The following is a 14,974-nucleotide window of genomic DNA, read 5'->3' on the forward strand; positions in this document are numbered from 1 at the left end:
GATAGGTCAACGGGGAACACACCCATGAACGATCCCTGCAATACCACAGAAACCCACACAGTCCTCAATCAGCCACCCGCACTGGAACCCTATAATGTCTTCTCAACGGATACCGCCCTTCGGGAAGCCATACAAGTAGAGACAAAATGGGTTGAAACGGAACTTCATGGCTACGGCCAACTGGCTGGGAATACACTGTTTCATGCCGGATTTCTCGCCAACGAAAACCTGCCCGAACTGCGCACCCATGACCGTTTTGGACATCGGATAGACCAGGTCGATTTTCACCCCGCCTACCACCAGTTGATGCAAACAGCCATTGAACACGGGCTGCCCTCATCCCCCTGGCAAACACCACAACCGGGCGCCCATGTCGCCCGTGCTGCAATGATGTACCTCCACAACCAGGTGGAAGCCGGAAGCTGCTGTCCGCTGACGATGACATTTGCCGCCGTGCCGGCCATCCAGCATCAGCCGGATATTGCCGCTCACTGGCTCCCCCTGATTACTGCGCGCCACTATGATCCGGCTAATAAACCCTGGTTCGAGAAACCCGGTGTCACGATCGGTATGGCCATGACAGAAAAACAGGGCGGAACGGATGTACGAGCCAACACCACCCGGGCCCGCCCACTGGGCGAGAGTGGCCCCGGGCGCCTCTATACACTCACGGGTCACAAGTGGTTCTGCTCCGCTCCCATGTGTGACGCTTTCCTGGCACTGGCTCAGACCGAAAAAGGCCTTTCCTGTTTTCTGCTACCACGCTGGCGAGAAGACGGCCAACGCAATGGTTTTTACATTCAACGGCTGAAAGACAAGCTGGGCAACCGCTCCAATGCCTCCAGCGAAGTGGAGTTTAGGGAGGCTCATGCCTGGATGATCGGGGAGGAAGGACGGGGTGTACCCACCATTATCGACATGGTAGCGCTCACCCGTTTTGACTGCATTACCGGCTCCGCCGCCCTGATGCGACAAGCAGTGGCCCAGGCGGTTCACCACTGCAGCCACCGACATGTCAGCGGCAAGCTGTTGACTGACCATCCGCTGATGCAGAATGTCCTTGCAGACCTGGCCCTGGAAAGCGAATCCGCCCTGGCCTTCAGTCTCCGTATCGCCCGAAGTCTGGATCACCCCAATGATGAACAGGAACAACAGTTCTGCCGGATTGCTACCGCTATCGGGAAATACTGGGTCTGTAAGCGGGCCCCCGGCCATATCAATGAAGCCCAGGAGTGCCTGGGGGGAGCCGGTTATGTGGAAGAATCCATCTTGCCACGCCTTTACCGGGAAGCACCGGTCAACTCTATCTGGGAAGGCAGCGGCAATGTGCAATGCCTGGATATCCTCAGGGCAATGCAACGTCAACCCCGTTCACTGGAGGCGGTCTTCGCCGAACTGGAGAAAACCGTCGGTGCTGACCCGCAACTGGATCAGCGAATAACCAATCTGAAAAATCTGATGGCTAACACAACCAACTTCCACTACGAGGCCCGTCGGCTGGTGGAAGCGCTGGCTATCTGCCTGCAGGCAAGTCTGCTGCTGCAGGCCGGCAATACACTGGTGACTGATGCATTCCTGCAGGCAAGATTGCAGCCCGGCGGCTTGGCATACGGCACCCTGCCTGTCGGCATCCCCTGCTCGCGCCTGATCGAACGGGCGCGCCCTCTCTAACGTGCATCAATACCGGTCGCGGCGATCACAACGGTATACCTTGCCAACGATCGTGGTCGCCGTGGCACCCAGGGAATCTCACCCCCCGCGTGTGACTGATAGCCTGAACGTGTACAACATCCCCGCCAAACCGGGCTGTTTCGTTGCGCAATTCGTTACGGGCGCCCTCCATCAGGTTTTTATTCGAGGTAAAGTCACCGGTAAACCAGTTGCCCTGGCTACCATAGACTTCGCCCAGATAAGTACATCCTTCAGGCTTCGTATCCACCAGTTCAATCCGGTACGCCTCCGGGTGCAGTCTATTGGCAGAACAGGCAATCAGCAGGAGGGAACACAAACCAAAACGTGTTTCAACATGGCCATTCACGATTACAGGCAATGCTCAGATGAATCAGACAACCATGAAAGAAAGGGTTTTTATCAAGACAAGCCACCACTTCCTTACATGGCCTCTACAATTGCGGGGTAGCCTATGTGCACAAGCACTGGATTTAAAGTGAACGGCGAGTCAAACAACGACAACGTTTGGAAACATTGATTTAAAGCGTTAGCCAAGCCTTATAGTGGCTGAACTTGTATATAAAAATACATCCCTACATAAACACTTGCTCCCCAAATCAGCCCGCCGATATGCAGAAGCCCTTTACCCCACAGATTTTGGTAAAACCAATGCCCAAGCAGAACGCTTAACAACGCGGTTATCATGGTACCGACCAGCAACCAGACCCCACGAACAGGGAGGTCACCCCCAAAATTCATCACCATCTGGATGGGAGCCATAATGGTTAGAGGAATCCCCAAAAAGAATGCCAGGAAATCCCCGTCGCCGGTAAGCGTTGCAAAGAAATTGATGACTAAAACACCTGAAAGAACCAATCCAAGCGATAGAGCCAGCCTTTTCATAAGTCCCTTTATACCTTGTCAACGGTGACTGCATGCCAACGAGCATCTCAATCACCGATCATTATTCTGTTAACTTTGACTCTAGCAGTTCTTTCAGTGGCGTGGGCAGTATTCCCCTGATCCTTAAGCTGGCCGCCTTCTCATGCTTTTGCCAGAGAATGCCAAGATAAACAACCAGTAAACCGATTGCCGTGAGCGTGAAGGGGAACAACCAACTATCCCTGAATACCGAGAAAGCCAAATGGCCCAGGTAAAGGCTTACCCCCAGCGCACCAAAGACCACGAATACCCGTCTGACCAGCACCACGCCTATCACCATCAATATGAGATTGACACAGCAATACAGGAATTTGTCGAGCTCACTATCAGAGTCCTGCAGGGTTATTCCTGCCCAAAAGGCCATAACACCGAAGAGGTAAAGCCAGAACGCATAATCCTGCGAATGCCGGGTCCGACTATCCGTCCAAAGCGCTACCAGAACCATCGCAAGACCGCCCCACATCGACGTCAACGCACCCATCTCGCCAGTAAACCGGTCACCGACCAACATGGCCACAACATCCATGATTAACAGCCAAAAGGTGATTGCCATCGGCATAACCAGAAAGGGATAACGAAATCGCCAGATCATCACTGCACCCGCAGCCAGCGCCCCCAATTCCATCGATAACCAGCGCCAGTGAAGCTCGTCATGATAGTCAAGATAACCTTTCCCTTCTGGCCAATATCCCAGCGCAAGCTGTAAGCCATAAATCGTCAAAGGGACAATCACAACGACAAAAGCAGCACAGATTCCTGCCGGAATCTCAAAGTCTTTATGCTGAAAATAACAGGTCAGTGAGAGCCCCGCGAGCGCGTAGGCCAGTGAAATCGACACAATGCCCCAGCCACCAAAAGCCTCCCACCCCATACCCATGAACAATGACATGGCGCCAATAGCCATCATTCCACCCAGGTATTAAAGCAGGTGTGTGAAATCAAAGGCCGGACCACTGCCACCAGGTTGCTGCTTCAGAAAACTGATCAGTGAGTCCGCCTGCTGTTGCGTGATGATGTGCTGCGATACCGCCAGATCAAGCTGCTTTCGGGTAATTTTCATTGTCAGATACGGTTGGTATATCGAGAAGCCATAGCGTACATCAACCATACGTCATGGCATGCGTATTTCAGGGCTCAGCCGTAATAGCATGGATACGCTGCACCAACCGATCCATTGCCCGGGAATCCGGTGCATCCAATGCATAGGTATTGTGGAAAAAGAGGGTCAATGTCGCGACACCATCGCTCATAACGAGTGTATAACCCTCATCAGGGGTATCCGCATAGACCCCATGCCAAAAATACCCCTTCCCGGTTTTATCCCCGGACTGGGTAATTCGGGCGAAGGCACTGAGACATTTCTTAAGATCAATCGCTGTTTCCATGACGAACCGTCTCATTCTGACTATGTCACCGCACGGTGAGAGCGTTAACCCTGCGCACGATTCTGATGCGCAGCCTCCCAGGTCTGGATAGCCTGCTTGCGCGCCACGCCCCAGCGGAAACTGCCCAGGTGTCCATCACTGCGTATCACTCGATGACAAGGTATCAGGTATCCCACCGTATTAGCGGCCAGGGCACTGCCCACAGCCCGCTGAGCCTTGGGTACACCCGCGATTTCCGCCAGCTGCCGGTAAGAAACCACCCTGCCAGGCGGCACCTGCAAGAGCGCTTCCCAGACCTTGAGCTGGAAATTGGTGCCGCGAATGACCAAATGCAATTTCCCCCGCTCCAGCTCACCGGCAAAAATCCTGTCAGAGAACCGGGCTGCAGCCCGGTCATCACGCTTCAACGTTGAATCAGGCCAACGGGATTCCAGCAGTGCTATCTGACCACTTTCATCACCATCACAGAAAACCAGGTGACAGACTCCCCGGGGAGTCCAGCCAAGAAGCGCCAGACCAAACGGGGTACTCGCGAGCCCAAAACCAATGACAAGCCCTTTTCCCTGCGCCTTGATTTCTCCGGGCGACATGGCTTCACAATTCACCATCAGGTCATGGAGTCGCCCGGGGCCGGACAACCCGGCATCCAGGGAAGCACTCAACACATCTCCGGATTCCCTCAGCGCCTTCAATGCATGTTCCTTTGTGAGGTACTGCAAAAAACGCTTTGGCGACACCCCGGCCCAGGCAGTGAACAACCGCTGCAGATGATACTCACTGAGATTCATCGCTCCGGCGATGACTTTAAGGCTCGGCTGATGCCGTGCATTGGCACGAATATAATCAATCGCGTGCTCAATGGTCTGGTATTGTTGTGCCGAATCGAGCGCACTGTCATTCATGATCAACCGCCTTTGAAAATCCAACCTGCCTGATACGGGGGAGGAAACCGGTTACCAGTGCGGTTCCCAAAAGAACCAGGAGAGTACCCAACACCGTATGCCAACCCACAGGTTCCCCAAGGAAAAGGTAACCCCAGAATATACCAAATACCGGTATCAGAAATGTCACGGATAATGCCGCCGATGCCGGATAGGGGGCAATCTCCTTTTCAAGACACCGGCGGTCATCAACAGAAACACCGCCGCCAGCGCACCCCGGACTTCCATTAACAATGCCGGCCCCATTACCGGAACCCCAATACGAATAAAAAGAAACGAACTTCCCCCAGATGGCAGCTAAAGACACCAGACACAACACACTCGTCCAACGCATAATCCGCTTCCCTGTGATGACGGGTACGGAATGACAATAATCATCGCCCTATCCGTTAACCACCCGTTTCTTGCGCTATATTCACCCTCGCATGCCAGAGTGCAAAATGGAATATTGAAATAGCGATGCAACTGACCGAATAAAGAAGCAAATAAGTCATTGGGAAAAGCAGGAAATGTTCAAGTCTTCAGATCAGACTGTGGTTCATGCTATTGACAGCCTTGTTCTGACAGGTGCAGTCTGTCCGGCTTTTTAACAGCGAACATTTGCACCGGTTATCACAGGAAATCTACAGGCATAGGGAAACATACGGGCTAAACCATCAGCATGTAAGCCGGTTATGCTGATTGTCAGGCAAAAAAAATCCCCGCTGGCACGATGCCAACGGGGATTAAATAAAAACGAACATGACAAGAGATAAGTGTTACGGAGCAGCTTATCTGGGTTCGTATTATTCAGATCCGACCGACTGAAACCTATTCGTAGATTTACGCGACACTTTTCGGATACTGACAAAACACTAACGTTCAACCGTTGTCTGCTTCTGCATGGCTGCGATACGTCCATCCTGTAACGGCGCAAGCCGCAAATCGGCATACCAGGCCTGGGCCATGCTGTCTGAATTGTCGGAATCCGTCATGATGGCAACCAGGTCGACACTGTCGATATCTTCACCAAATACCCGCGCCCAGTCTGCAACGACATTGCGCTGCACCTGTCTCCATTGACCGGGAGCATCCTCACGCCCATTGACGGCAATCACATGAATGCGATCACTGAAAGGGCTTTTCCATTCTTCACCTGCCCGGTGCTGGTCAGACCAGACGTAGGTAATACACTTTGCCCCCCACATCCCCAGCATTGACATTCGCCCCACATACACCCTTGCAGCAAAGTCCTGTCCTTTGGCGCTGGCCGTTTTCGGGGCAGCACCAGGAAAGCGACCTATCTTCCACGCCCATTGAAGGACCGGGGTTTCATCCAGATGAACCGTTCGTCGATAATAATAACCCGATGCGCTGCCATGGCTGGTTGCCTTCAAGGCCCGTCCGTATAGCCTATCGGTTATCGGTGAATAGATTGTCTCTCCATGAAAACTGTGAGATTCCCACCCCTTCAGGCTCGAGACATCCAATGACGACTGATCAGCTTTAGTGACGCCTGCCGCAAGACAACAGACAAGCAAGCCTTCCCTTATCGTTGGTGTCATGTCATGCACCGGCTGCTGTTCCTCTTACAGGTTTCATCTCACCACAGCGGCTCCACACGAGGCAAGCAAACCCACAAGATAAATGGCCGTTTTGCGTCTACCTTTCACACCAATCCACAACCAGGTGCTTTCGGTTACTGGCAATGTCAGACCCATTGAATATCAATCCTGCCAATGGGCAGAGTGCCGTAGTGATTGGTAGCGGCATCGCAGGCCTCTGTGCAGCGCGGGCAGTCAGTGACTTCTTTGACCAGGTCATCATCATCGAACGGGACCCACTTGATCATGCCGGTGAGCCCCGGAAATCAGTCCCCCAGTCCCACCATACGCACTACCTTTTGAGTGGCGGAGCCTGTGCCCTGACCGAACTCTATGGCTCCGTTTTTCCGGATCTCGCATCACTGGGGAGCATCCCGGTATCCAGTGGCAGCCAGGTACAATTTGATGATGGTCGGCAAATATCGTACCTGCCGAACAGCGTTCTTCAAAAGCCGAGAGAACTTGGCATCAATGGCTACAGCCAGTCCCGGCGTTTACTGGAAACCGCCTTACTGGAAGCCACCATCGCCCAACCCAATATCACACTGCGCAGTGGCACGACGGTGAGTGGTTTCCTGTGGGAAAGCGAATGCATCAAGGGTATTCGCTATACAACAAACGGCCACGAAAAGACGCTACCGGCAAACCTGGTGATTGACTGCGGCGGCCGCGGCAGTCATTCCCCGTCATGGCTGACACGGGCCGGTTATCCCAAACCGCCAGAAACAACCATTGATGTCGATCTGGTTTACTGCTCTGCCCGCTACCAGGCGACTAAAGATACATCACCCATCAAAATCCATGTCGCGAGAGATCCCACCTTAACCAACAGCCGTGTTGGCGTAGTCAGTAACATCGAAGGAGGCCAGTGGTTTGTCACACTGGCAGGCCAGTTCGGCGATTATCCTCCCAAAGACGAGGCAGACTTCCTGGCCTATGCCCGCACATTACCTTCCATGAATGTTTATGAACTGATAAGCAACAGTCAACGTATTAACAGTATCCACCGCTTCCACTTTCCCCGCAGCATTCGTCGTCACTACGAAAAGCTATCCCGCTTTCCTGAAGGACTGGTTTTACTGGGAGATACCCTGAACGTTATCAACCCCGTCTATGGCCAGGGAATGACCACGGCTATCCGTCAGGCGCAACAGCTGCAGGCAATGTTGGCCCAACGACAGCATTCTGGGCAAAGCGTAACAAACCTGGCACCAGACTTGTTCCGAAGGTGTGCAGACCTGGTTGAAACGCCCTGGCAACTCGCCGCAGTACAGGACATGCTGAATGCAAAAACACGCATGGACCGGTCAGAAACATTACTGGCATTTGCCCGACATATGATGGCTATCAACGCCCTGGCCGTGACACAAACAGATATCCATCAAATCCTGATGGAAGTGTTCCATATGCGAAAATCCCTCGACGCCCTCTACTCCGACACCATCCTGAAGCAAATCAAGGCCATACTGCCAGCCATGAACACCTCGCATCCGTCCGCTTAACTTCCTTTCCAGCATGAGAGCGCATAGAGTATGGCGTTTCTGAAGCTATACCCTAAAGACCAGATACGACCATCAGCCCGACCAGAGATACCATGCAATTCCACAAGCCTGCCCAACATACCACCCTGCTGTTCAATAAGCCTTATATGGTATTGACCCAGTTTACCGATGCACAGGGACGCCCAACACTGGCAGATTATGTACAGATCAAGGGTGTCTATGCGGCCGGGCGCCTGGACAGGGACAGCGAGGGACTGCTTCTGCTCACCAGCGATGGCCAGCTGCAAAGCCATATTGCCAGCCCCCGGTTCAAACAACCCAAAACCTACTGGGTACAGGTGGAAGGGATACCGTCAGAAGCACAACTGGAACAACTGCGCAGCGGGGTCATGCTGAAAGATGGCATGACACAACCCGCGGAGGTCCGCCAAATGTCCGAACCGGATCTCTGGCCACGCAACCCTCCCGTTCGTTACCGTAAATCGGTACCGGACAGCTGGCTTGAAATCACGATACGTGAAGGCCGCAACCGACAGGTTCGGCGCATGACTGCAGCCATTGGCCATCCCACCCTGCGCCTGGTGCGCTACCGCATTGGCCCCTGGACGCTCGACGGCCTGAATCCCGGTGAATACCAAAAAATCACGCCAGAGGCCCTGCCAAAGTCAGCACCTTCACGCTCGAGAGCTCCTGGCTATAAAGAAAAGCGCAACAATTATCGTACTCAGAATAAAAAACCTTCCCTGCCCGGGAAAAAGCGCCACCCTAAATCCAGGTAAAAAAAGGAACAACGCAGCCCATGGCAATCCGCATTCCACAGAATCTACTGCGCGCAACCTTCATCACGGCACTGGTAGTCACGATGATACTTTCATTGATGCCGCAGGCCTTTGACCCCACGCCGCACCTCTGGGACAAGGCCAAGCATTTTGCCGCCTTTTTCCTGCTGGCGGGCCTGCTGGATATGGGCTGGCCGAAACGACCAGGGATGATGACCAAGTGCCTGCTATTGCTCGGCTATGGCCTGATGGTGGAATGCCTGCAAGGGTTGACACCGGACCGCTATTTTTCGCTACTGGATCTGCTGGCAGACGGTATTGGGATTGGCAGCTATGTAATTTGCGGGCTGTTGGTGAGCACTATGCGAAAGGGAAATACGTCGGTATCCGTTAACCGCCAGGCACAGGCTAACCCACCCGCACCTGGCAATAATCTTAATAACTGATATGGAAACGACGGAACAGGAAAGCCACCACCCAGAGCGGACCGATCAACAGGAACTGCAGATCCTTGAAAAATGACGGTTTCTTCCCTTCGATGTGGTGACCGATAAACTGAAAGATCCAGGCGATCACGAACAGGCTCAGGCTCACCGGCACCAGAACCGGCTCAATGTTGATGATAACCAGCAGCATCATGCCGACAGTCACTGTCATGGCCGCCGCCAACCGTACCGACAGACGTATGTAGAAGGCCAGCGCACCAGCCATGAAAACAGACGCCGCCATCGGGTGCAGGGCCCATAACAGGCCGATCACACAGAACGTGATCAAGGGCACACAGACCCAGTGAATCAGTTTATTGGTCTTGTTGCGGTGGCTCTCACCATACTCAACAAACCACTCCTCCAGCGATTTCATCAGTGATCCTCCTGTATTCATTCTTATTGTCAGGCAAGACAATGGACGGCCAGCTTCCTTCAATACATCAAGCCGAAAGCTGCACCAACGGCTCATTGTTTGCTGATTGCTGCGGGCTGTCAATATCTGGTACGAAAGTACACATTAAATATAAGACGCCCTGCCAGCCAGGCACGAACAAACCCGCCAAAAGCGGGGGCTTTGTGTATAATGCCCGCTGTTTTCCAGTAGCTATTGAACGGGATCCCCTATTCATGGAGTTTTTTCTCAACGAAGACATCGCCCGCCACTTTGCCGGACAGGGCCTGGGCGACTTCGCCAGCCTGTGGGATCTCAAGCTGGACTGGTTCGAGCCGGTCAATGAACGCCGGGATGGCTGGAGTGGCGTCAGCCGGTATACGCTCCCGGGCAACCAGCCCCTGCAGGTCTTTATCAAGCGCCAGCAGAACCACAACACCCGTCAGCTCCTGCATCCGATCCGTGGTGTTCCTACCTTCCAGCGGGAATACCACAATATCCAGCTATTCCGCTCCCACGGAATCCCGACCCTGACACCACTCTATTACGGTGAGCGCAGTGTTGACGGAAACGACCAGGCGATACTGATTACCCTGGCACTGGATGGTTACGAGAACCTGTTTGACTGGTATCGCAAAACGGCGCCCGGCCAGCCCGAAGAAACAATCCAGGTGGTATTAGCAGCCATCGCCCGAGTAGCACGTAAACTGCATGATCAGGGCATTGCCCACTATTGCCTGTACCCGAATCATATCTTTGTGCGGACAGAGGATGCTGCAACCTCCGAGCTGGACCAGGATCCCGAGATCATCCGGTTGATCGACCTGGAGAAAGCACGACGCCAACCACTCAACCAGCTCCGGCGCTTCAAGGACCTTGAGTGTTTTATGCGGCATGCGCAGCATTTCTCGCTCACGCACATCCGCTACCTGCTGGACTGTTACTTTGGGGAAAGCCCTGTTCCGGGGGGAAAACGCCTGCATCAGCAGCTGCTTAAAGCCCTGATGGCCAAAAATACACGCCTGCCAGATTTTTATCAGCCCTGAACCGATCCGTAATAATGCGGCTATATGACCGGCGGGTTTTCATCAACCCGCCGCATTTAGCGTGTTATCTTTTTTGTGCCGCAAGGTCAGCTCGCCATCCATGATGACCATGGAGACTTCCCCTTTAGCCATCAGCTTGCCTATCGCGCTTTCTTCTGGCACCGGTATCAGGTAAAAAGGCTCGAGCCGACTACCAATCAGCGTAGCCAGGCCACCGCCAACCAGGGGCTGAATAGCGTCAAGTCCCAAATCAAGATCTGCCGAACTGATGGAAATATCATCAAGAAAAACCGCCTGTTCAGCTGGCTTGAAGACCAGCCGCGCGGTTCCCGTCAGGGTGATAGGCGCCGGCTCGGTCAGAAGCGCGCCGGCCAGATCCACATCAAATCGCCCCGTAAGGGTGAAACCGACCCTCTCACCATTTCGGTCAAACTGGATGAGCGGTGTGTCCAGATAGAGCTGGGAGCGGATATTGGCAGGCAGATCCACCGGCACCAGGCGGGGCGCCTGAAACTGGTCGCCGATAAGTCTCAGAAAATCCCCCTCCTTCAAGGTCACATCATCTGTCACACTACAAGCTGCCAGAAGGGCAAGAACGATACCGGAAACGGTTACCCAGATTGTCTTCGACACTGACACTCCTGTTTTTCACCATAACAATAAAGAAAGAGCTTATCCGAAAGGCATCACTATGCCTATGTACGGTCACAAATAAGACACAAAGCCTGATGCGAAGACCTTATAACTGACCCGTTTTTTATTGCAAAAAAAAACAAAAACTAAAAAATTTCTCTTAAACAAGATTGTCCAAAACATCATGAGAAAGAAAAGCAGCCATCAATTAACTCTGAATTTAGTGCTTACTTTCAACAACAGGCTAGTTACATATTTTTCCAACAACATCGTGATATTCAATAAGGAGAAATAAATTATGCCAGGGACAGCAGTCGCACAATCAGGTTCTGCGGGCACGGGAAGACAACCGCCCCAGCCACCCCAACCACAAAGTTGCTGGGAACGATTTTGCACATGGCTCCGTAAGTGCTTTTGTTGTTGCACTTGCATTCGTAGCAGAAGAGTTACTCCTGTTCCGCCACCAGGGAGTTTAGCGGGAACATTTGCGGGGACACCTGTGGGAACACCTACGGGCACCGGTGGTGCGAGAACTAGAACCCCTGGTGGTGCGAGACCTAGCCCCCCTGGCGGTGCAAGAGGCGGTGCGAGACCTGGAGCCTCAACCCGCAGAAGGGGTCGACGCCCACCAGCAACGCCACTGTTATCTCCACAACAACTCGCAGATAAATCACGCACACTGGGGTTTTATGCCAAAAATACACATGTGAGACAGACTGCCCCTGATCAAGTGATACGTGACATCTTGCTGAATCATACCTTGCAGCAAGAAGAGGGGCGGGTTGATCAAATCATTACTTTATCGAACGCTTTTGCAAGGGATCTTTACCAGTTTGTTCCGATCCTTACAGAGATTTCCAACGATGAGGCAGTACCTGAACAAACCAGAACTTACGCGGGGCATACAAGACGCAATATAGAAAGCCTCATAGAAACATCAGATACTCCCCCTCCACCAAGAAACGTAGCACTTCTCGAATACCTGACGATGGGCCAATCACCCAGCTATTCCGGTGAACCTACCTTTTTCATAAACGCAGTCGGTCACATTATGGGACATAATGTGACCAACGACATCCGACGTCACCTGGGAGAGTCACCCAGAGAAGAAACAACGTCAAGACCCAGAAGAAGGCGACGGCTCCGGAGAGCCACTGAAACTCCGAGTTCCCTGCCTGTAGAAGAACCGATATCAGAACCTGCTGGCACTACTGCTTCAACTACCGCTGTACCAACAGGGACCAGGAGAGATTTACGCTCCCATATGATCATTTTTGGAGAGAACGCTCAATCCGGTATTGAACTGGAATTCCGCCAGGGCTCTCTGACAGAAAGGCCAGAGTCAGAAGATGAAGAACTCAATATTGTTTGCCCTGCTGCCCCCATTAGCCGACCACCCTACGGATCCGGAGGATCATTTACCAGCCTGATCAATCAAACACAAGACGCAAACAACCCACACTGGAACCCTGACTTTAGAGACTCGGCCATCAACGCAATCCTGCAGCGGGGACGTCAGACCGGTTCATTAATCCGCGTGGAAAAACCTTGTTATGAAGACAATACCGATGGCGTAACCCATGTTTATATCGCCATGAACCCTCTCATGCCATCCGAAATAGAAAACACCGCAGAGGATTATGATCGCGCTGAACGGGATTTGAGACGCCATTATGAACGAATATTGATCCGACTCAATCGCAGCGGCATTAAAGCCTGCCAAATAGGACTGGCCATGGCGAGTTACCTGGGTCGAGAACGCTCTATTGTGGCATTGTACGATGCGATTCGTGAACTTCAGTCGACGAACAGCATTCAGAATCTCGAGAGAATTACCATTGCCGACCCTTCCCAAGAGGCAGCACAGGCCTTTGACGAACAGGCCACTGCTAACGACAATGCCCCAACCATCGCTACTGCCTGGACACGAGAGGCCATGAGTGAGTTAAGGGCCCGGCGAGAGAGGGAACCAGGGACACCATTCACATCGCTGGAACCAGGAGCCGTACGAGCCACTCCAGCAAGGAGCACCATCCCAATCAGTGGCAACGATGAACGTCTCGCAGCGCACAACGACTTATTGAACCTTGTGATTACTGACAATATGTTTGATTATGCCCAGCGACTCAACATACCTAATATTGCAGTGAACGCTGCGAACGGTCGTTTGCATCATAGTGGCGGCATTGCTGCAGAGTTCGTACGCAGGGCTGGGGGAAACAGAATCCTGCAAGTTGATAGCGACAGACTGATCAGGGCAAACGGTCCCATCCATACCGGTGACTTTATTGCCACAAACGCCTACCAGCTAAGGGCGGATTCGCAAACACAACGCATATTTCATGCGGTAGGACCACGCTATGCAGGCCCGAGAAGCGACAACAATATCCGCCAAACGCTCGAGAACCTTTATTACGACATGATCCTGGAGTCCCATAACAACCACAACGGTATTGATCTTGTCATGCCACTACTGTCGGTTGGCATTTTCGGGGTACCCGTTGAGCTGTCTATTCAGGCACTACATCAAGCTGTTGCACGAGCCAGCAATGACCTCGCGGATTGCCCACGTGTCCACGCAGTGCTTTCCACCAAACATGATCCTGCCGACCGACGCAACCGCGCCAAAACTGCATTCAATCAATGCACTACGGGCACCGTAACACCAACGTCTATTCGTGCAACCGCTGCCACACCAACGGAGCCAACACCCGGCGTAGCTGCTGCAGTGACCACCTGGCGGGATGAGTTCCCATACCTTGCACGCTTTGTAGATTTAAGACGAATGAAAGTGCGCAACCTCAAAAAGCTTGTAGTAACGGGTAAAATCGATGAAACAACTGTTTGCCCTTTCACGCAAATGGAATACATCGAAATACCAGAAGATAAACTCCCTGAAATAACTGATCCTAACGATCCAACCAAGAAGAAACGACAGGCTCTGGAAGATCTCACCCCACAACAACGCAGTGATATAATGGATGAGATTATGCCAGATATAGACCAACCACTAGTCGTTGAATTAACCGGCAACCTTCCTAACCGCGAAGTTAATGGTTTTCTCGTTGGGCGTACTGGGCCTAATGAATATGACGGAACCCCTCATGCTGCATGCCACCATATAGCCTCCCTGGATGGTATGGAGCAATATCTCAGACATATATGCGTGCTGCCTGATCTAGAGAGGGTAGAAAATTACAATATCGATAAAGTGAAGGCCAGAATGTACCAGGCGCAATGCCCTCTCTGTAATGTCAGAATAACCAACGGTCGCAGCGAATTTGAAGGTTTACCGGAGTTACCCCCCGTACCTGCCGAGTTATGGCCTGGAGAGTATTTACCTTAAAGGTAATGCTACCAATGGAATCAATTACCAGCCCCTCTCCGTGAGAGGGGCACCATGCATCAAAATATTCTCAAACCTGAACCTAAGAACTGAACATTGAGCTAAAAAACGTCAACATGGCATTCATGATGCAAAAAACATCACAGGCTTTCATTACAAAATGATGAGAACCATACCGGCTGGATTAGACCCGAAGCAATACTTCAGTGAATAGTAGGTAGCAGGCTTATATATTCTTAATAACTATTAAAATTAATTTAATAATTC

At 52.4% G+C, this 14,974-nt stretch carries 16 protein-coding genes; 6 read left to right on the forward strand and 10 right to left on the reverse strand.

All coding sequences use genetic code 11. The annotated features are described in order from the left end of the window. The first annotated feature begins 24 nt into the window (after positions 1-24). A complete protein-coding gene (locus AC27K1_RS09200; protein WP_487149992.1) occupies positions 25-1,671 on the forward strand; it encodes an acyl-CoA dehydrogenase family protein in 1,647 nt (548 codons plus the stop codon). Positions 1,672-1,696: 25 nt separating this feature from the next. Here AC27K1_RS09200 and AC27K1_RS09205 read toward each other — a convergent pair whose 3' ends face one another. The 8 genes from AC27K1_RS09205 to AC27K1_RS09240 form a co-directional block, all read right to left on the reverse strand. Beyond that, a complete protein-coding gene (locus AC27K1_RS09205) occupies positions 1,697-2,038 on the reverse strand; it encodes a DUF4156 domain-containing protein (RefSeq protein ID WP_487149994.1) in 342 nt (113 codons plus the stop codon). A gap of 191 nt (positions 2,039-2,229) precedes the next feature. Beyond that, positions 2,230-2,574, reverse strand: coding sequence for a hypothetical protein (locus tag AC27K1_RS09210; protein WP_487149996.1), 345 nt, complete (start codon positions 2,572-2,574; stop codon positions 2,230-2,232). A gap of 61 nt (positions 2,575-2,635) precedes the next feature. Continuing rightward, complete coding sequence (locus AC27K1_RS09215; RefSeq protein ID WP_487149997.1) at positions 2,636-3,520, reverse strand: DUF2157 domain-containing protein; 885 nt, start codon at positions 3,518-3,520, stop codon at positions 2,636-2,638. A gap of 12 nt (positions 3,521-3,532) precedes the next feature. Continuing rightward, positions 3,533-3,673, reverse strand: coding sequence for a hypothetical protein (locus AC27K1_RS09220; protein WP_487149999.1), 141 nt, complete (start codon positions 3,671-3,673; stop codon positions 3,533-3,535). Positions 3,674-3,740: 67 nt separating this feature from the next. Next, complete coding sequence (locus AC27K1_RS09225; RefSeq protein ID WP_487150000.1) at positions 3,741-3,998, reverse strand: DUF3081 family protein; 258 nt, start codon at positions 3,996-3,998, stop codon at positions 3,741-3,743. A 44-nt stretch (positions 3,999-4,042) separates the two neighbouring features. Then, on the reverse strand, positions 4,043-4,900 hold the full coding sequence (locus AC27K1_RS09230) for a methylated-DNA--[protein]-cysteine S-methyltransferase (RefSeq protein WP_487150002.1): 858 nt from the start codon (positions 4,898-4,900) through the stop codon (positions 4,043-4,045). Next, positions 4,893-5,273, reverse strand: a complete 381-nt coding sequence (locus AC27K1_RS09235; RefSeq protein ID WP_487150004.1) for an EamA family transporter — start codon at positions 5,271-5,273, stop codon at positions 4,893-4,895. Before AC27K1_RS09235 ends, AC27K1_RS09230 begins: the two co-directional genes overlap by 8 nt. A 520-nt stretch (positions 5,274-5,793) precedes the next feature. Continuing rightward, complete coding sequence (locus AC27K1_RS09240; RefSeq protein WP_487150005.1) at positions 5,794-6,483, reverse strand: DUF3047 domain-containing protein; 690 nt, start codon at positions 6,481-6,483, stop codon at positions 5,794-5,796. Positions 6,484-6,626: 143 nt separating this feature from the next. On the opposite strand from AC27K1_RS09240, the gene AC27K1_RS09245 reads away from it, so the two are divergent. From AC27K1_RS09245 to AC27K1_RS09255, 3 genes are all read left to right on the forward strand, one after another. Continuing rightward, positions 6,627-8,024, forward strand: a complete 1,398-nt coding sequence (locus AC27K1_RS09245; RefSeq protein ID WP_487150007.1) for an FAD-dependent oxidoreductase — start codon at positions 6,627-6,629, stop codon at positions 8,022-8,024. 92 nt (positions 8,025-8,116) lie between these two features. After that, positions 8,117-8,803 (forward strand): pseudouridine synthase, encoded by a 687-nt coding sequence (locus AC27K1_RS09250; protein WP_487150008.1) that lies wholly within the window; start codon positions 8,117-8,119, stop codon positions 8,801-8,803. A gap of 20 nt (positions 8,804-8,823) precedes the next feature. Then, positions 8,824-9,249, forward strand: a complete 426-nt coding sequence (locus AC27K1_RS09255) for a VanZ family protein (protein ID WP_487150010.1) — start codon at positions 8,824-8,826, stop codon at positions 9,247-9,249. Here AC27K1_RS09255 and AC27K1_RS09260 read toward each other — a convergent pair. Further along, on the reverse strand, positions 9,239-9,664 hold the full coding sequence (locus AC27K1_RS09260) for an Mpo1 family 2-hydroxy fatty acid dioxygenase (protein WP_487150011.1): 426 nt from the start codon (positions 9,662-9,664) through the stop codon (positions 9,239-9,241). The genes AC27K1_RS09255 and AC27K1_RS09260 overlap by 11 nt on opposite strands. Before the next feature lie 254 nt (positions 9,665-9,918). Here AC27K1_RS09260 and AC27K1_RS09265 point away from each other — a divergent pair, with 254 nt between their 5' ends. Next, positions 9,919-10,728, forward strand: a complete 810-nt coding sequence (locus AC27K1_RS09265) for a lipopolysaccharide kinase InaA family protein (protein WP_487150013.1) — start codon at positions 9,919-9,921, stop codon at positions 10,726-10,728. Between the two features lie 42 nt (positions 10,729-10,770). Here the strand turns inward: AC27K1_RS09265 and AC27K1_RS09270 are convergent, their stop codons facing one another. Further along, on the reverse strand, positions 10,771-11,361 hold the full coding sequence (locus tag AC27K1_RS09270; RefSeq protein WP_487150015.1) for a DUF1439 domain-containing protein: 591 nt from the start codon (positions 11,359-11,361) through the stop codon (positions 10,771-10,773). A 1,264-nt stretch (positions 11,362-12,625) separates the two neighbouring features. Between AC27K1_RS09270 and AC27K1_RS09275 the strand changes: the two genes are divergently transcribed. Next, entirely contained in the window at positions 12,626-14,707 is a 2,082-nt protein-coding gene (locus AC27K1_RS09275; protein WP_487150016.1) for a macro domain-containing protein, read from the forward strand. Positions 14,708-14,974 lie beyond the last annotated feature (267 nt).

The sequence above is a fragment of the Kistimonas ophiarachnellae genome (genome assembly GCF_057552235.1).